4 protein-coding genes are annotated in these 20,553 nt (G+C 68.4%); all 4 read left to right on the forward strand.

Going from position 1 to position 20,553, the window contains the following annotated elements; translation table 11 throughout:
- The first annotated feature begins 827 nt into the window (after window positions 1-827).
- The 4 genes from NS331_RS09740 (at window position 828) to NS331_RS09755 (ending at window position 20,441) form a co-directional block, all read left to right on the forward strand.
- Window positions 828-1,400, forward strand: a complete 573-nt coding sequence (locus NS331_RS09740) for a hypothetical protein (protein ID WP_242873711.1) — start codon at window positions 828-830, stop codon at window positions 1,398-1,400.
- A 190-nt stretch (window positions 1,401-1,590) separates the two neighbouring features.
- Window positions 1,591-4,644, forward strand: a complete 3,054-nt coding sequence (locus NS331_RS09745; protein ID WP_058641806.1) for a beta strand repeat-containing protein — start codon at window positions 1,591-1,593, stop codon at window positions 4,642-4,644.
- 326 nt (window positions 4,645-4,970) lie between these two features.
- Complete coding sequence (locus tag NS331_RS09750) at window positions 4,971-12,419, forward strand: DUF11 domain-containing protein (RefSeq protein WP_082702370.1); 7,449 nt, start codon at window positions 4,971-4,973, stop codon at window positions 12,417-12,419.
- Between the two features lie 207 nt (window positions 12,420-12,626).
- Window positions 12,627-20,441, forward strand: a complete 7,815-nt coding sequence (locus tag NS331_RS09755) for an autotransporter-associated beta strand repeat-containing protein (RefSeq protein WP_193758072.1) — start codon at window positions 12,627-12,629, stop codon at window positions 20,439-20,441.
- Window positions 20,442-20,553: the final 112 nt, after the last annotated feature.

Raw genomic sequence — 20,553 nt, forward strand, 5'->3', positions numbered from 1 at the left:
CGTGGCGTCCGGCCGTTGAAGCCGGCCTCCAGCCGTTCGTGCCGACCCGAAGGCTGTGCCATTCTCAATTGGCACAGTCAAGCCAGGGCCATTCGGCCTGATCGTGTCGAAGCTGGGACACAAATCCTTCGGCCGTTGGCCTTGCGCAGCCGCACCGCCTCAATTTCGTGCGGCGCATGTGCCGGCCGAGGCGCTTTCTTTTTTGAGATTGGGCGAAACGCGCTTGACAGGGCACAGCCAGTGCGCACGCTCAATTCTTAACTTTGCTTAATTAACTAATAAGTCTGACCTAATTTTCGGGTAGCCAAGAATCCAACTGCAGATTTGTCCTTAGGACTATCGCATCCTGCAACCAACGTTGCGGCGACCGGTCGGGTACGCGCACGCCAAAAGCAAGGGCAAATTCTTTATTGGTAGCCACCGGCCGCTATCCCAAAGCCCGGATTCGAGCGCTACCGGCGAAGCCGGCAGGCCCGGCTTCCAGGAGGGAGAGGTGCGCCTGATGAGTCATCCGTGAACTCTCTCACGTCAGATTCTTAACTTTCACTTACCGCGGGCTGACCGGAATTTTTGGCCTTCGTAAGATCATTAACAAGTTATTTCACTCTTCTCCCTTTGCTGCGCCTTTTCGTTCGGCGCGCACCGGGCCCTCATTTTTTCCGATCCAGAACGCTTTTTGAGGAGGCGCGCCTGCTTGCAGCGGCAGGCGTGGAAACGATGAAAAGAACACTGCTGCGATTTTCCCATATCCGGGCCTGCCCATTGGGCCGCACCGTGTGCGCGGGCGGGGCTCGCCCTTACATGCTTGTACTCAAGAGGACCTTTTCATGAAGAAGAACTGGATCAATCTCGCCTTCTGCCTGGCCATGGGGGCGGCAGCTCCGTCTTTCGCGCAGTTTGCACCGGCCACGCCGGCCACTGCAGCCCCCGCCCCCGCCGCGCCCCAGCGCCAGAACGCCATCGCGGTCGAGCTCATCCAACAAAAGGTCGTGAAGGACGCGCAGGGCAAGGAGAAGCTGGTCGACGCCGATTCCGTCCTGCCCAACGATGTCGTCGAGTACCGCGCCGTCTACAAGAACGTGAGCAGCGCCCCGGTCAAGCAGATGGCCGCCTCGCTGCCACTGCCCGAGGGGCTCGAATACGTCCCCAATTCCGCCAAGCCCGCCAAGGGCGTGCAGTTCGCGCCCGAATCCAAGGCCTACGGCCCAGAGCCGCTCATGCGCAAGCTGCCCGACGGCCGCACCGAAAAGCTGCCCTATGCCGACTACCGCCACATCCGCTGGGTGGTCGAAGAACTCAAGCCCGGTGCCGAAGTCGCCGTATCTGCCCGCGCCAAGGTCGAGGCCGTCATTCCCATCAGCGCCGCCGCAGCACCCAAAGCGGCTCCCGCCGCCAAGTAACCCGCGGGCCGGCCTGCGGCAGCGGCCGCGGCCTCGTCCCGCCTTCCGAGTGCCGACACACAGGCACCCGCTGCTGCGCAGGCTGCGGGGGTCTTGTGCCGCACGGTCTTGACCCGGTCTGGTCCCCAGGCCAGGCAGGGCAATTCCTTGTCCCCTTACTTGCAAGTCAGTTCAGAGAGGAGAAATCCACGTGATCAACAACAACCCACAGAAGCAGGGGCCGTTCAGGTCTCCCGCGGCGTGGGGCGCCCTGGTGGCAGTGGCAGCAGCCTTCCTCATTGGAAGTCCTGCCGCCCATGCCGCCGCAGCCCCAGCCAACACGGTCATCGGTAACCAGGCCACGGCCACATACCTCGACCCCAACGGCAACAGCCAGACGGCCACCTCCAACATCGTGCAGACCACGGTGCAGCAGGTCGGCTCGTTCACCCTGGACAGCACGGCACCCAACGCCGCGCCGGGGCCGATCGTCAATACCAAGACCGCTGCCGCGGGTGCCACGGTCTACGCACCTCACGTGCTGACCAACACCGGCAACGGCTCTGACACGTTCAATATCGTCGCAACGAACACGCCCGCTTCTGGCGGAACCCCGTTCGCGAAGGTCGAGATCTACAACGACTCCAACTTCGACGGCCTGCCCGACAGCACCACGCCGCTGTGCTCGACCACGGCGGCCAACGGCACGTGTACGGTCACCCCAGCGACCGCCGTGGCCGGCAACAATGGCCAGTTCGGCTTCGTCGTTGCCTACACGCTTCCCGCCACTGCGTCGGGCACGGCAACGCCGTTCGCCACCGTTCCCGTGACGGCCACGGCTGCGACGACCGCGCTCTACACCGGCGGCACCACCGTCAACGTTCAAGACAGCGTCAACCTGACCAACGTCGCCGCGTTCAACGTCTCCAAGGCCATCGGCCTGCCGGCTTCGGGCGTGACAGCGCCTGGCGGGGGCGCTTGGCCGACGGCCAACAACTCCGGCAAGCGCAGTTCGGGCAGCAGTTGCGCCACCAGTTGGACCGCGGGCATGACGTCGACGGCTGCCTGTACGTACACCACCTACACGGTCACGTACAGCAACACCGGCGGTGCGCCTGGCAAGTTCGCCATGCAGGACGTGGTGGGCAGCCTTGCGACCGCGGGCCTGACGTATGTCTCCGGATCGGCCGTGTGGAGCAATCGGCCGGGCACCGCGCTGTCGGAAACCTCCGCAGCCGGCAACCTGTCGAGCCCGGGCGTCGACTTCCAGAACAGCAGCGGCACGCTGACGTTCGTCGACAACAACCTCCCGGTCAACACCACGCGCAGCCTGACCTTCGTCGTGCTGGTCAACAACACGGCCACCATTGGTACCGCCAGCACCACCAACAAGGTCACGTACAACGCGTCCGATGCCGGTAGCGCGAACACCGTCAACGCCGGGGCACCCGGTACGCTGAGCGCCAGCTCCAACGGTGCGCCGTTCACGGTCCTGGGCACCTACAAGATCGTCCTGGGTAGCGCCACCGCCACGCTGGCGAACATCGCCAACGCGACGGACACCACGCCCGGCACGCCCAATACCGCCAGCGCGGACGACAAGCAAACCATCGCCTCCGTGGCGGCAGGTCGGCCCGCCGTCTTCACGCAGGTCGTGTTCAACCAAGGTAATACGACCGACACGGTGAACCTGACCAAGGTGGACGTCACCGCCTTCCCGGCCGGTACGACCTTCGCGTACTACGCTGCCGACGGGGTGACGCCGCTGGCCGACACCAACGGCGACGGCACGGTCGACACGGGTCCTATCGCCGCTGGCAGCTCACTGCGCATCGTCGTGAAGGCCACCATTCCCGCCAACACCGCGGCGTCGACGGGCTCGCCCAACTACACCATCAACGTGGTGGGTACATCGGTCGGCGACTCCACGCAGATCGACGCGTCGCAGGACGTCCTCGGTGCCGTTTCCGGTCCCGCGGTCGACCTGACCAACAGCCAGAACAGCACCGGCAACGACCGCGGCACGGGCCCGAGCAGCACGCCGACGCTCACCCAAACGGTGAATGCCGGCGCCTGGACGGCTATCCCCCTGTGGGTGAAGAACAACGACACGTCGACCCTGGCTTACAGCCTGGCCGTGAGCAGCACCACCAGCTTCCCGGGCACCATGCCCGCAGGCTGGACAGTGAAGTTCGCAACCGGCGCCGTCGCGGCAACGGGTTGCTCGGCAGCCACCGCGGTGACCACCACTGCATCGATCGCCGGCAACGGTGCCGATGCACAGTACACCGCTTGCGTGTTCGTGCCCACCAACCAGGTACAGCTGACTCAGTCCGTGTACTTCCAGGTGAAGTCCACCACGGCCGCTTCGGATGGCACCTTCCCGATCGACACCGTCTATGACGCGATCACGGTGACTTCTGCTGCTGTGACCTACACCGCCACGCTGACGCCGAACAACAACGGCACTGTCGCTCCCGGCGGCTCGGGTACCTACGGCCACGCGCTGACCTCTACCGGTACCGGCACCTGCAAGGTCGCCACGGCTGCCGTGACTCTCTCGTCGGGCGCATCCGGTGCCGGCTGGACGACCGCCCTGTACATCGACACAAACAACGACGGGGTTCTGGATACCAGCACTGACCAGTTGTACGTGGACGAGACCACCACGCCCATCGGCGATGTGGCCTCCAACACGTCGAAGAAGCTGCTGGTCAAGGTGTTCGCTCCCGCGGGCGCATCTGCCGGCCAGGCGGTCACGGCCACGGTGACGATCACCTTCCAGGCCGCGACGTCGCCTGCTGGCGCCACCCCCTGCGCCAACGTGTCGGCGAACGACGTGGTGACAGTGGTGACCGGCCAGGTCTCCCTGGTCATCTACCAAGCCAAGAACACCGCCGCCTCCTGCGCTGGCCCGGACGCTGTCCTGGGCAACCTGGCTGGCACGCTGCTCACGGCCAAGCCGGGTGAATGCCTGGTCTATCGCATCGTTGCAACCAACAACGGCGCCGCACCGGTGAGCAACCTGGTGGTGAGCAACACCGTGCCTGCCTACACCAAGCAGGTCACGACGCAGCCCACGGCCACCTGCGCCTCCACCGGACTGCGCAACGCCGGCAACACGGCGGCCGTTGCGCTGAGCAACACCGACGGCACGGGCATCGGTACCCCGTCGTCCACCGCCGTGACCTGCGGCAGCTCGACCGCCACCGTGCCCCCCGGCGCGACGGTGACGCTGACCTACCAGGTCCAGATCGACCAGTAAGCACCCCAGCCAGGCCCGCCTCCGGGCGGTGCCTGATGGTCGCGGCAGCGCCTGGCTAGCCCAGGCTGCGCGCGGCCTCCCTTGGCAACGGCCGCCACCTCCGCGGTGGCGGCTTTTGCCCTTCTCTGCGCGCTTTGCCCCGCACGGCAGAGCGCGAAGAAAAGAACAGACCTGCCTCGCTCTTGGCCTGCCCTGCAGGCCGACGTACGACCCGCTGACCCAAGACGATTACCGTGCACCCACCCCTTCCGCACCTGCCGAGAACCTGGTCCCGCTGGCGCCAGGCATTTGCGTTTGTCGCACTATGGCTGCTCTCGGCGCTGGCCATGGCTGCGCCGCCGCTCGGAGGGACGCTGCTGCGCGTGGTGGCGCAGGCCGAGTACGTGCCGGCCGGCATGACGCAGACCGAACGCGTCTACTCCAACAGCGCCTTCGTGCTGGTGGCCTCCGTCGAATCGGTGCAGCTGGTGCAGGACCAGACCCTCACCCAGCCACCCAGCGCCCCCGTCACCCTCAGCCACCAGATCAAGAACACCGGCAATATCCCGTCGAGCTACACCCTGGGCTGGAGCAACGGTGGCGCCAACTGTCCGGCCGGCACCAACGTCACGCTCTCCAACCTCAGCGTGGTCAAGGACACCAATTCCAACGGCGTCGCCGACCCCAGCGAGCCCATCGTCGCCCTCGGCACACCAGCCGCGCTCACGCTCAACCCCGGCGAGTCCGCCACGCTGCTGGTGCGCGGCCAGTTGCCCGTGGTCGGCGGCGGCACCGCCTGCGCCACGCTCAGCGCCGTCACAGCCACGCAGGGCGCGCAGGCCAGCAACACGGATGTCATCAACCTGGGCGACGTGGCGGTGCTGGCGCTCTATAAGTCCGCCACCTTCAGCCTGCCGCTGCAGCCCGGCAGCTCGCGCATCGACTACACCATTCGCGGCACCAACATCGGCAGCCAGACCGCGCGGCCCACCGCCACCATTCCGGCCGGCACGCCCGTCCTGGTCAACGGCACACCCACGCGCCTGATCCTGCTGCGCGACGTGATTCCCGCCGGCACGCAATACATCGCCGGCAGCCTGCAGACGACCATGCCCGGCGCGCTGCGGCTGTTCCGCATGCCGGGCGACTCGCCATTCGCCTACCGCACCACCCCCGACGATGCTTCGGCCGTCGAAGTGGCCATCGGTCTGCCCGCCACCACCGGCATCACGCCCACCACCTCCTACCAGATGCAGCTGGCCGTCACGGTCACGGCGCAGGCGACGCAGAGCGACATCGAGAACCAGGCCCAGGCCTTCTACGACAACGGCCTGCAGCCCACGCTGAGCAACTCCAACCTGCTGCCAATTCCACTGCAGCCAGCCCGCATCGGCGTAGCCGAGGCGGCCGGCCTGCCGCAGCCCAACCCGGACGGCAGCGCCGACGTGGTCATCACCGTCCGCGCCCGCAACTACGGCAACCCGTGGCTGTACGACGTGCAGCTCGCCAACATCTTCGAAGGTACCGGCGCCACGCAGTTCGGCACCTACACCAACGCCGCATCGCCAGCCGTCGGGCAGTTCACCATCGTCCCCGGCTCGCTCGCCCTCATCAAAGACAACGGCTGGATCGGCGGCCAGGCGGCCGCCGTCAACCCGGCCTACAACGGCACCGCCTCGCAACCCAATTTGCTGGCCCCAGGCGCTGTGCTGCCCACCGGCGGCGACCTCATGCTGCGCTTCCTGCTGCGCTTCAACCCGCGCGACCGCAGCGTGACGCTGCTCAACAGCACCAACGCCAGCGCCGCGGTGGTGCCCGGCGCGGCGGCCACGGTGTTCGACGCGTCGGTCAACGGCCTCGACCCCGACCCCGACCGCGATGGCAACCCCAACAACAACGCCTCGCCGACGCCCATCGCCGCCGGGCTGCCGCAATTGGCGCTGACCAAGCTCATCTCGCCGCCGCGCTTCATCGCCGCCGGTGTCTACGACGTGGACTTCTTTTTCAAGGTGGTCAACAACGGCGCTGCGGCCGCACCGTACGTGCGCGTCATCGACAACCTCAACTGCGCCTTTTCCACGGACGACCCGAACAGCCCCATTGCAAGCTGGGCACTGCGCGCCCCGGTGCGCACGGGCGCGGGCGTGCTCGCCCCCTCGGCCAACTTCACCGGCAATGTGCCCTGCGACCGCGGCACGTGGGCCGCCACCGATCCGCACCAGTTCCCCACGCCGCCCGTGCTCAGCCTCACGGACGGCACCCGCGCGCTCGGTCCGGGCCAGAGCGAACAGGTGGGAATCACCGTGCGTGTGACAGTCAAGAACCCATCCGCCGGCCTGCGCACCAGCTTCCTCAACAAGAGCTGGGCCGTCGCGCTCACCGACAACTCCATCGCCGCCGCCACCAGCGGCGTCGTCAACGCCACCATGGCGACCGCCAACGGCCTGCTGCTCGACCCGCAGGGCACCGTCTACGACGCCGTCTCGCGCGCGCCCATTGCCGGCGCGCTGGTCACCGTGCGGCGCCAGTCCTGCGACGGCGGCACCGGTGGCGCCATCACGGCCGACCAGTTGCTCGGCGGCAACGTGGGCGGCTACACCTTCAATGCGGACGGCAGTGCCGCCATGACCACGGGTGCCGACGGCACCTGGGGCTTCTACCTGCAGTCGCCGCCGGTCGCCGGCAAGTGCACATACAGCATCGCGGTCACCCCGCCGGCCGGCACCGCGTACATCTTCCCGTCGCAGCGCATCCCGCCCGCCGCAGGCAGCTTCGCCAGCTGCGGCGCCGTGGTGCCCAGCGCGCTGCCGCCGGTCGACGGCCAGCCCACTACCTACTACCTGCAGTACGGTGCCGGCTTCAACGCCGACGGCAGCGCCTGCGACGCGGTGCACAACCACATCCCGCTGGACCCGGGCCTGCAGAACGGCCTGCTGCTGCGCAAGGACGCGAGCAGGCAACAGGTGGAGTTCGGCGACTTCCTGGACTACGCGCTCACCGTAACCAACAAGACGGGCTTTCCGGTCACCGGACTGACCTTCACCGACGTGCTCCCGGCGGGCTTCGCCTATGTGCCCAACAGCAGCCGCTTCAACGGTGCCGTCATCGCCGACCCCAACGGCGGTGCCGGGCCGGCCCTCAGCTGGCCCATGCCCACCTTCGTACTCGCCCCCGACCAGGTGGCCATGGTGCGCTACCGCGTCCGCGTGGGCGTGGGCGCCCGCATTGCCGGCACCGCCACCAATCGCGCGCAGGTCACGTCGCGCGGCTACCAGTCCAACCAGGCGGAGCAGACGGTGCGCGTCAACGGTGGCGTGTTCTCCGATGAGGCCTTCGCCTTCGGCAAGGTGTACATGGACTGCCGTTCGCCCGGCGACAAGGCGAAGGGCGCACAGGAGCCGGTCGTCGGCAACGACGCCAAGGAAGGCAAGAACGGCGAGCCCCTGGAGGAGGAACGCGCGGGCTTGCTCGGCGTGCCCGGCGTGCGCCTGTGGCTGGAAGACGGCACCAACGTGGTCACCGATGGCGAAGGCCGCTGGAGCCTGTACGGCCTCAAGCCCCTGACCCACGTGCTGCGTCTCGACGAAACCACGCTGCCGCCCGGCGCCCGGGTGGTCGTGCTCGACAACCGCAATTCGGGCACCCCATCCAGCCGCTTCCTTGACCTCAAGAAGGGCGAGTTCCAGAAGGGCAACTTCCCGCTGGCCGGCTGCGACGACGAGGCGGTCAAGAAGGACGTACTGGCGCGCCGCGCGGCCGCCGCGAAGAACCTTGACGCCGAGATGGCTGCCGTCACCCGCACCCGGCTGGACCCGCAGGGCCAGCCGGCGGCGGCCAACGGTCGCGCTGCCGACACGCGCGGCATGCCCGCCACCGGCCAGATCAACGGCAGCGGCAGCGGTGCGGGTGCCATCACCCCGGTGGCCGCCGGTCCGCTGATCGCGCTGCCGGGCACGCCCGCCGCACCGGGCGGCGCCCAGGCGCGCGGCGCCAATTTCCTGGATGGCGGCACAGGCAGCCTTGGCAGTACCGGCACCCTGGCCACGGCCCAGCAGAGCCAGGTCATGGGCACGAGCCCGACCGCAAGCACGGCCACAGGCACGGGCAACGCCTCCGTCCTCGGCACCCCGGCCGCCACCGGCCAGGTGCCCGCCGCCGGCATGGGCCCACAGCAGCCTGGCCAGCCGGGCAGTGTCACCCAGGGCCTGGTCCCGCAGCCGGTGGCGCCCAGCACCATCGAGCTGGAAAAGATCATGCCCGAACTGGACAGCACGCCCGGCTTCATTGAGCTCAAGAACGGCGACACCGTCGCCTCGCAGATCGTCAACGTGCGCGTCAAGGGCCCGGCCGGCACCGAGTTGCAGTTGTCCCTCAATGGCGAGCCCATCGACGGCCGCCGCGTCGGCAAGAAGGCCACCCTGCCGAGGACCCGGACCACGGCCTGGGAATACATCGGCGTGCAGCTCAAGCCTGGCGCCAACCTCCTGCGCCTGCAGGTCGTCGACGGCATGGGCATTCCGCGCGAAAAGCCGGTGGAGATCCAGGTCGTCGCGCCCGACAAGCTCGGCCGCGTACGCATCGAGCTGCCCGCCGACGCCCGTGCGGATGTGCGCACGCCGGTGCCCGTGCGCATCGTCCTCACCGACGCCGCCGGTGTGCCCGTCACCGCCCGCACCCAGGTGACGCTGGAGTCCGATGCCGGGCGCTGGCAGGAGGAAGACCTCAACCCCCAGGAGCCCGGCCTGCAGGCCTTCGTCGAAGGCGGCAGCGCCACCTTCCACCTGCTGCCGCCCGGCACGCCTGGCAACCTGCGCATCCGCGCCACCGTCAACACGCTGGTGCAGGAGGCCCGCCTGACGCTGCTGCCCGAGCTGCGCCCCATGATCGCCGTCGGCATCGTGGAAGGCACGCTCGACCTGACCCGCCGCGGCAGGCTCGGTATCGACCAGTTGCCCGCCGGCGCCGCCTTCGAGCAGGAACTGAGTTCGCTGAACAGCAACGGCGACACCGGCAACGGCCGCCTGGGTGGCCGCGCCGCCTTCTTCCTCAAGGGTGCCATCAAGGGCGAGTACCTGCTCACCGCGTCGCTCGACACCGCCAAGCAGTCCAAGGATCGGCTCTTCCGCGACATCCGTCCTGACGAGTTCTATCCCGTCTACGGCGACAGCTCCGAGCGCGGCTACGACGCCCAGAGCTCGCAGAAGCTCTACGTGCGCATCGACAAGAACCGCTCTTATCTGCTCTACGGCGACTTCACCACCGCCAGCAGCGCAGAGGTCCGAAAGCTCAGCCAGACCAACCGCACCCTCACCGGGGCCAAGGGCGTCTACGACGACAACGGCATGCGCATCACCGGCTACGGCTCGCGCACCTCGCAGCAGCAGCAGGTCGAGGAGTTTCCCGGCCGCGGCATCTCCGGCCCCTACTACCTGGCCGGCTCGCTGGGCGAGTTCGTGGAGAACAGCGAGACCGTGGAACTGATTTCGCGCGACCGCAACCAGCCCAACGTCATCCTCAAGCGCACCAGCCTCACGCGCTTCGTCGACTACACGCTGGAGCCGAGCACCCGGCGGCTGATGTTCGTGAGCCCGGTCTCGGCCGTCGACACCGACCTCAACCCGCAATCCATCCGCGTCACCTACGAGATGGACACGGGCGGCCCCAAGTACACCGTGGCGGGCGTGGACGCGCAGTTCAAGGTCGGCGAGCGGCTGCAGGCCGGCGTCGTCGCCCATGTCGACGAGGACCCGCAGAACCCGCGCCGCCTGCAGGCCGTCACCGGCCTGGCCCGGCTGGGCGAGAACACCAGCATGGCCGCCGAGGCCGTGCGCACCCACAGCGAAGACAAGGGCGACGGCTCCGCCAGCCGCATCGAGTTGCGCCACCAGACCGAACGGCTGGGCGTGTCGGTCCAGGCCGCGCGCTCCTCCACCGGCTTCGACAACCCGGCCGCCGGCTTCTCCGCGGGCCACACCGACGCGAGCGCCCGCGCGGAATACCGCATCGACTCGACCATGGCCGCCCGCGCGGAAGCCATGTACAGCAGCACCGCCGGCCAGCAGGACGCCAGTGGCAACGTCATCGGCAACGGCACGGGCCCGTCGCGCGGCCAGAGCGTGTCGCTGCTCAAGCGCTTCAACGACTATTTCAGCGGCGAAGTCGGCCTGCGCCACGGCGCCACGGCCAACAGCAGCTCGGCGTCCATGTTCAGCTACGACCAGGTCTCCAGCTTCGGCGGCAGCAGCATGGGCGGGGGCGGCAGCCTGGGCAGCTCCGTCACCAGCCTGGGCACGGCCGCCAACACCCCCGGCGGCCCCGGCAGCAGCCAGAACGACCTGACCACCGTTCGCGGCCGCCTCACGGCCACCCTGCCCGGCGCACCGCAGGCGCAGGTCTTCGTCGAGGGCGAGCAGGACGTGAACGCGTCGCGCCGCCACATGGCCGCAATCGGCGGCAGCTATGCCATCACCGACAAGACGCGCGTCTACGGCCGCTACGAACTGAGCTCCACCCTCTACGACGACACCGCCGTCTCCGGCACCGGCGCGCGCAACGTCGGCATCGTCGGCATCGAGAGTGCCTACATGGAGGGCGGCCGTGTCTACAGCGAATACCGCGTGGCCGACGCCGACGACAGCCGCACCGCGCAAATCGCCAACGGCGTGCGCAACACCATCAAGCTGGGTGAGCACTGGCAACTGACCGGCGGCATCGAGCGCAGCCGCGCCCTCGGCACCGTGGCCAGCGACAGCCTGGCCACCGGACTGGGCAGTTCCACCGCCGTCACCAGCGGCGTCGAATACACCAACGGCGCCTTGCGCGCCAGCGGCATCCTCGAGGGCCGTCGCGGCTCCGACGCCAACACCGTGCTCAACAGCATGGGCATGGGCTACCGCCTGAACGACGAGTGGAGCTTGCTGGCCCGCAGCGTCTACAACCGCAGCGAAGGCGTCGGCGCCCAGGCCGGCAACGGGCGCACCCAGTCGCGCCAGCAGCTCGGTGCGGCCTACCGTCCGGTGGCCGACGACCGCTGGAACGCGCTGGCCCGCTACGAGCACCGCAGCGAAAGCATCCAGGGCAACCTGGGCACGGCCGGCGCCATCAGCGGCAACGCCTTCGGCTCGCAGAACACGCTGCCGGGCGATTACGACGCGCACATCGTCTCGGCCCACGTCAACTACAACCCTCGGCCCGGCGACTACCTGAGCGGCCGCCTGGCCGCCAAGCGCTCCACCTACGACGACGGCAGCCTCAAGAGCAGCTACTCGGCCCAGCTGCTGTACGGCCGCTGGACGCGCGACCTCAACGACAAGTGGGACCTGAGCGTGCAGGGCGGCCTGCTGCACGGCTCCGGCGGCGCGCTGCAGAAGTCGATCGGCGTGGAAGTGGGCTACCAGGTCATGAAGGACCTGTGGTTCTCGGTGGGCTACAACGCCATCGGCCTGTCGGACCGCGACCTCACGGCCGGCGAGTACACCAGCAAGGGCGCCTACTTCCGCCTGCGCTTCAAGTTCGACGAGACGGGGCTGGGCTTCGAGCGCCCCACGAGCCGCGCCACGGGCAGCAGCGGGCCGACGGCCAGCACCGGCACCCCGCCCGCCAACCCCATCGAGGCCCCGCCGCGCATCGCATCGCAAGCTGACGACCAAGAAAGCCACGCTTCCGGGCGCACTGCTGCCGATTCGGCGCCCACCGTGCCGGTGCCGACACAGCAGCTGCAGGCCGACCCACTGCCGAGCGCCGACCCATCTTCCGGCTCGTCTGCCGCGCCTGCCTCCATCAGTCCGACGCGCTGAAATGAAAACCTGCCTGCCTCCGCAGCCGATGTTCGCCATCGATGAGCGGTTCACTGGACCGACCCGGGCCAGAGACCGCAGGCCTCTTTACCCGGCAAGCCAGCAGGGTTGCCTGCGACCCGTTGTATGACGTCTTTTCAAATGCTCTTTTGCAGTGCAAGCCCCTGCGTCGCGCAAGCTCCGCACGGCAGTGCGGGCAGTTGGCCAATGACCAAGCCTGAACGCCAGGCCGGCACCCTGTCGCGCTGGATGAGGGCGATGGGCGGGGCATGGACCCGCTGGACCGGCTTGATGGCCTTGAAGAAGCCCGGCCGCATTGCGGTGGCGCCCATGCTGGCGGCCATCGGCATGGGCCTGCCTTTGGCAAGCCATGCCAACACCTCGACCTGCACCAACCAACCTGCCGTCTACGGCACCGTCCCGCCTGCCACCCTCACGGCCGCACCGCCTGCGATCATCTACGTTCCCTACAACACGGCGGCCGGCACCGTGGTCTACACGGGTCCCAAGATCAGCCAGGACAAGTCCGTCGCGGCGACCTGCTACACCGACGATGGGCAGGCCCAGCAGACGCCCTACGGTGTGATCACGGCGTCAGGCACTCAACCCGCCACGACCGCGGACGTGTTTCCGACGGCGCTGTCCGGCATCAGCTGGCAGTACGTTCGTTCGCGTGCCATCAGGGCATGGGGAGGCGAAACCTTCAACAACTACGCACCGGGGGCCATCAACCTGAGCGCGGCCTCACAGACGTCGATCAACCTGCTGTGGACGGTGCCGGTCGCCAGCGGCAGCGTGCTCAGTGCAGGACAACTGGGCACCTACGCTCTGGGTGACAACAAGTATGGGTTCGTCAACCTCCGCACCGGCAACGACGTGATGTTCCTGATCACGGGCACCACCTACTGGGACGGGCCCGCGACCGACGCAACGAGCATCGAGGGCGGCAACGGCTCGTGGCAAACCAACCGCAGCAACTGGACCACGAGCACCGGAACGCCCAACGGCATCTGGTCGGACGGCAACGTGGCCATCTTCCAGGCCAACGGCGGCACAGTCAGCCTAGCCAGCAACCAGGTCATCGGCGGCATGACCTTCAACACCAATGGCTATCTCGTCCAGAACTACACGCTGAGCGGCAACGCGGCCAACAACCCGATCACCGTGGCCAGCGGCGCCAATGCCACGGTCAACAGCGTGCTGGCCAGCGTTGCCAGCGGCAACGGATTCAGCAAGGAAGGCGCCGGTACCCTGACGCTCGGCGCCAACAACACCTATTCAGGCACCACCACGGTCAACGGCGGCACGCTGGTGCTGGGCAATGGCAATGGCACGGTGCCTATCAACAACGCCATCGTCGTCAACAGCGGCGGCACGCTCAGCACCGCGGCCAGTACCAACAATACCGTATTTCCGTCATACACCACTTCAGGTGGTGGCGGCAGCATCACCATCAACAGCGGTGGTGTCGCCACCACGGGGAATAGCGCGGCCATCACGCTTTACGGCGGCCCCACATTCACGCTGGCCGGCGGCACGCTGGGCAGCGGAACGGCCGAGCCCAGCTGGGGCTCCTGGATCGCCGACTACGGCACGGCCGTCAACGTCACGGCCAATTCCACGCTTTCCGCCTCGCGCTTCAACCTGAGACAGGCCAACACCAACTTCACCGTCAACAGCGGCGTGACGCTGACGGTATCGGGCAACCTGGATTCCAGCAACGGCGGAGGCGCCGCCAGCGGCAGCGGCGGCTTCACCAAGCTGGGCACCGGCGTGATGCTGATGTCAGGCGCCACCAGCACCTACACGGGCACCACGGCCGTCAGCGCCGGCACGCTTCGCGTGGGCGCGACCAACGCCATCGCCACCAATTCGCCGGTGACGGTGGCCAGCGGGACCACGCTGGACATCAACGGCCAGAGCCAATCGCTGAAGTCGCTGGCCGAGTCCGGCACGCTGGCCATGGGCACCAATGGCGCGCTGACGCTCACGGGCAACAGCAACCTGTCCGGCGGCGGCAACAGCGTGACCGGCTCGGGCACCATCACGGTGGGCAGCGGTGCCACGCTCACGATGGGCGCCAGCGACACCTTCGGCAATGCAGTGGCCACACCCACCACGGCGATCACCGTCAACAGCGGCGGGACGCTGACGAGCAACGGCAACTACACGACGCTGAACAACCTGACGCTCAACAACGCGACGCTCCGCTCGAACGGCGGCTGCTGCCTGCCCTACGGCACCTTCGCGCTCAAGGGCACGACCACCAGCACCGGCTCGTCCAGCATGTCCGTGGCCGGAGGTGGCAACAACGCCATCAACGTGGGCAACAACGCCGCAGGCGGCGTCAGTACCTTCAACGTCACCGGCACGCTGTCCGTCGGCACCCCCCTGATCAACAGCATGGACGGCGGCGGGGGCGCCGTGGCTTCCGGCATCACGCTGACCGGCGGCGGCACCCTGGCGCTGAATACGGCCGCCAGCTACACCAGCACCAGCACCGTCACCAGCGGCACGCTGCAGCTGGGCGTGAACAGTGCGCTGCCGTCCACCAACACGGTGGCCCTGGCCACCGGCGGCACACTCGACGTCAACGGCAAGACGCAGACGCTGGCCGGCGTGACCGCCTCGGGTGGCAGCTCCGGCACGGTCGCGCTGGGCACGACCGGCTCGCTCACGCTGACGGGCGACAGCAGCATCCGCGCCATCACGGGATCGGGCACGATTACCGTCACAGGCGGCACGCTGACGCTGCCCGCGGGCTTCAGCGCCGGCAGCGTCACGATCGTGCTCAAGGGCGGCAAGCTCGCCCTGGCCGCGGGCCAGACCTACTCGGTCGGTGGGCTCACGACGGACAGTTCAGTGACCAATGCCTCGGTGGACATGTCCTCTGCCGGCAACGCCAGCTTCACCGCGACGACCCTCACGATCAACAGCGCCCTGGCCGTGACCAACTGGACGGCCGGCAGCGACCACCTTTACGCCGGCAGCATCAACGGCACACCGGCGCGCAACACGACGAACATCACGCCCCTCAACAGCGTGACTCTGGGCAGCAACGCGGCCAGCGCGACCTACTGGGCTTCGGGCACCAATGAACTGCTGGTCTCGGGCGTCCTCACCTACTGGGACGGGCCGGCCGCCAACACCACCAGCGTGGAAGGCGGCGCCGGCACCTGGGGCACCGCAGGCAACTGGACCACCAGCGGCGGCTCGCCCAACGGTGTATGGGCCGGCGGCACCAACGTGGCCAACTTCACCGTCGCCGGCGGCGCGGTGACGGTGAGCGGCACGCAGAACGTCGGCGGCATGAACTTCACCGCGGACGGCTACACGCTGTCGGGCGGCACGATCACCGGCAACGCCAGCAACAACCCGCTGACGGCCGGCTCGGGCGTCACGGCCACCATCGGCAGCACCCTGGCCGGTGGGACGAACGGCTTCAGCAAGGAGGGCGCAGGCACGGTCGTGCTGACGGCGGGCAACAGCTACACCGGCACCACCGCCGTCAACGCCGGCACGCTGCAGGTGGGTACGGCCAGCACCACGTCCGGCTCCCTGGCGGGGCCGATCACGGTCGCCAACAGCGCGACGCTGTCGTTCCTGACGCCCAACACCGACACCGGAAACTCGGTCATCGGCAACGCCATCACCACCACCTCGGGTGGCACCGTTCGGCTCAGAGGCTCCGGCAACAGCGAACAGAGCTCCTACCAGCTCACCTCGAGCAGCAACAACATGGCCGGCAGCACCATCGTGGAGGCCGGCGCGCGCTACGTGCGCACGACGAACTGCCCGGCCGGCGGCGGCACCATCACCGTGCAGTCGGGCGGCGGGTTGCTGCTGTCGGGCGCCACCTGCAGCAGCAACATCACGATTGCCGGCACGGGCTGGCCGGAAAGCTCCGGTCTCTTGGGGGCCTTGAGGCTGGGAGGTACGGCCAGCGTCACCGGCAACGTGAGCCTGAGCGCGAATGCCCGCGTCACGGCCTACAGCGCCAGCGACACCGGCACCATCAGCGGCGTCATCTCTGGTGGCTATGCGCTGGAGAAGACGGGCGCCGGCACCATCACGTTGACAGGCTCCAACACCTACACGGGCAGCACCACCATCAACGGCGGAACGCTGGTGCTGGGCAATTCGAGCGGCACGCTGGCGCTCAACAACGCGATCATTGTCAACAATGGCGCGACGCTCAGCACCGCGGCCAACACCAACAACACGGTGTTTCCGCTCAACACCAGTTCCGGTGGCGGTGGAAGCATTACGGTCAACAGCGGCGGTACCGCCACCACCGGCAACGGCGCGGCCATCACGCTATTCGGCGGCCCCACGATCACCCTGGCTGGCGGCACGCTGGGCAGCGGGACGGCCGAGCCCAGCTGGGGCTCCTGGATCGCCGACTACGGCACGTCCGTCAGCGTCACGTCCAACTCCACGCTCTCGGCGTCCCGCTTCAACCTGCGCCAGTCGAACACCAACTTCACCGTCGCCAACAACGTGACGCTGACCGTCTCGGGCACGCTGGACTCCAGTTCCGGCAGCGGCGCCGGCAGCGGCAGCGGTGGATTCACCAAACTGGGCACGGGCGTGATGCTGCTGTCCACCGCGGGCCATACCTACACGGGCAGCACCGCCGTGAACGCGGGCACGCTGCGCATCGGCGCGACCGACGCCATCCCCACGACCAGCCCGGTGTCGGTGGGCTCGGGCGCCACCCTGGACCTCAACGGCAACAACCAGTCGCTGTCGGGTGGCCTGAGTGCCGCCAGCGGCACCGTCGCGCTGGGCGGCGGCACGCTGACGCTGTCGGCCGACAGCAGCATCGGCAACGTCACCGGCAGCGGCACCATCACCGTCACGGGCGGCACGCTGACGCTGCCCGCCGGTTTCAGCGCCGGCAACGTCACCATCATGCTCAAGGGCGGCAAGCTCGCCCTGGCCGCGGGCCAGACCTACTCCGTCGGTGGGCTCACCACCGACAGTTCCGTGACCAATGCCGCGGTGGACATGTCCTCCGCCGGCAACGCCAGCTTCACCGCGACCACGCTCACGATCAACAGCGCCCTGGCCGTGACCAACTGGACGGCCGGCAGCGACCACCTGTACGCCGGCAGCATCAACGGCGGCCCGGCGCGCAACACCGCCAACGTCGCGCCACTCAACAGCGTGACGCTGGGCAGCAACGCCGCCAGCGCCACCTACTGGGCCTCCGGCACCAACGAGTTGCTGGTCGCCAGCGCCATGACCTACTGGGATGGTCCGGCGGCCAACACCACCAGCGTGGAAGGCGGCGCCGGCACCTGGGGCACCGCCAGCAACTGGACCACCAGCGCCGGCACGCTCAACGGGCCGTGGGCGGGTGGCACCAACGTGGCCAATTTCACCGCCACCGGCGGTGCGGTGACGGTGAGCGGCACCCAGAACGTCGGCGGCATGAACTTCACCGTGGACGGCTACACGCTCTCGGGCGGCACGATCGCCGGCAATGCCGCCAGCAACCCCCTGACCGTGAGCACGGGTGCCACGGCCAGCATCGGCAGCGTGCTGGCCGGCGGCAGCAATGGTTACAGCAAGGAAGGTGCAGGCACCGTCAGCCTGTCGGGCGCCAACACCTACACGGGCAGCACAGCCGTCAACGGCGGCACGCTGGCCATCACCGGCGGCGCCTACGCGACCTCGGGCTTCGCCATCGGCGCCAACACCGTGCTGGCGTTCAACACCGGTACCGCCACGATGGACATGGCCACCACCACCTTCAGCGGTGCCGGCACGCTGCGCAAATCCGGCAGCGGCACGCTTCAGTGGGGCGCCGGCGCGGCCACCTTCGCGATGGGCGCCGGCTCGACCATCGACGTGCAGGGCGGCACCTTCACAGGCGGCTCCAACGGCAACGAGGTGTGGACCAACAACAAGTCGGCGCTGAACGTGGCCACGGGCGCCACCTTTCAAACCGTGGAAGCCGCGGTCGTGGTGGATGCGCTCACCGGCGCGGGCTCGGTGGTGACGGGTTACTACCCCAGTTGGCCGAATTCCGGCCTGACGGTGGGCGTGAACAACGGCAGCGGCACCTTCAGCGGCGTGATCTCCGACGGCCAGGGCGTGAACGCCTCGACCAAGTCGCTCACCAAGACCGGCACCGGCACGCAGACGCTGTCGGGCGCCAACACCTACAGCGGGGCCACGGCCGTCACGGGCGGCACGCTGCAACTGGGCGCGAACAACACCCTTCCGGCCGCCAGCGTCGTGACCGTGGGCTCCGGCGCCACGCTGGCGGTCAACGGCCTGGCGCAGACGCTGGCCAACCTGACCTCGGTCGGCACGCTGAGCCTGGGCAGCGGCGGCGGGGTGCTGACGCTCAACAACGGCAACAGCAGCATCGCCGGCGCCAACGTGACCGGCACTGGCCGGATCGTGGTGGGTCCGGGCGAGACGCTCACGCTGACCAGCGCGCTGAACAGCAACACCATCGACATCGAACTGGCCGGCGGCACGCTCAAGCTGGGGGCCTATGCCCACACCATCGGCACCCTCACGGTGTCGGCGAGCAGTACGCTGGACTTCGACGCCGGGACAGCGCGGCTTTCGACCGCCAACCTGGCGATGACCGCCGGCGGCTCGCAGACGCTGACCGTGACCAACTGGACCCGTGGCACGGACCTCTTCCAGGCCACCAACGTCAACGGCAGCGCCGGCACCCCGGCACGCGGCACCACGGGCCTGGCCCCGCTGAACCGCATCACCATGGGCAGTTACCCGGCGGCGATCACCCTCTGGACCGCGACCAGCGCCACGCCGGCCAACGAAATCACCGTGCAGGCCGGCTCGACGGTGACCGGCACGGTATTCAACGATGGCGGCGCACCCTCGGGCGGCACCAACACCGGCACGCCCAACGATGGCCTGCGCAACGGCAGCGAGGCCGGTCTGCCCGGCCTGACGGTGCAGTTGAACAACTGCGCCAGCACCGTGTATGCCGCGGCCAGCACCGACAACAACGGTGCCTACAGCCTGACCGTGCCTACCGCCCAGGTTGGCCAGACGGTGTGCGTGGCGGTACTGCCCGCGCAGCCGGTGACGGCCCTGGCCACCGGCGCCAATGCCAACGGCACGGTGCTGCCCGACGGCACGGCCACCACGGCAGGCGGCACGGCCTTTACCTATACCCGCGCCAGCCAGCGGGTGAGCTTCGGCGCGCCGACCACCGGCACGGTGGTGTTGAACTTCGGCCAGGTCCCGCCCAGCACGCTGACGCCGGCCACCAGCACGCAGCAGAACGCGCCCAATACCCGCGCCGTGCATGCCCACGTGTTCACGCCGGGCACGGGCGGCAGCCTGGCCGTGACGCTGGGCGCCGGCACCACCACGCCGGCCAACATGCCCGGCTGGTCCGAGATCGCCTACCTGGATCCCGGCTGCACGGGTACGGTTCAGTCCAACGCGCAGCGCCTGTGGCCCTCGGGCACGCCGGTGACCACGGTGCAGGGCCAGGCCGTGTGCTTCGTGGTGCAGGAGCAGATTCCGGTGCAGGCCGTCAACGGCCAGAGCAACGCGGTACCCGTGACAGCCACGCTGACCTTCACCAACGCGGCGCCGGCCCTGTCTGCCACCTACACGGCCACGGACACGACGACGGCAGGCGATGCGGCGGTGCACCTGAACAAAGAAGTGCGCAACGTCACCCAAGGCGGCACCTTTGGCACCACCAACCAGGCCAAGAATGGCGACGTGCTGGAGTACCGCATTACCTACACCAACAACACCACCGGGCCGGTGAGCAACCTCATCGTCAACGATGCGACACCGCCCTACACCACTTTCCAGGGTGCGACCGCCGGGACCACGCCCGCGTCGCTGGGTACGTGCGCGAAGGTGACGCCGGCCAACGCGCCGCCCGCGCCGACGGTGGCGTGCACTGCCACGCAGGCGACGGGCGGCGTGGGTCCGGTGAGCTGGCGGTTCACGGGCACCCTGGCGGCCGGCGCCACGGGCACGGTGAACTTCCAGGTGAAGGTGGATTGAACGGCCGGAGTGAAGCTGCCCTCGACGGTTGGTCATGAGTTGTCTGCGCCGACTGGACAGGGGGGTGGAAGCCGACGAATTTGCAGGCTGAACGTGCGTTGGTACAGACGAT

The sequence above is a fragment of the Pseudacidovorax intermedius genome, assembly GCF_001476815.1.
Taxonomy (GTDB): Bacteria; Pseudomonadota; Gammaproteobacteria; order Burkholderiales; family Burkholderiaceae_C; genus Xenophilus; species Xenophilus intermedius_A.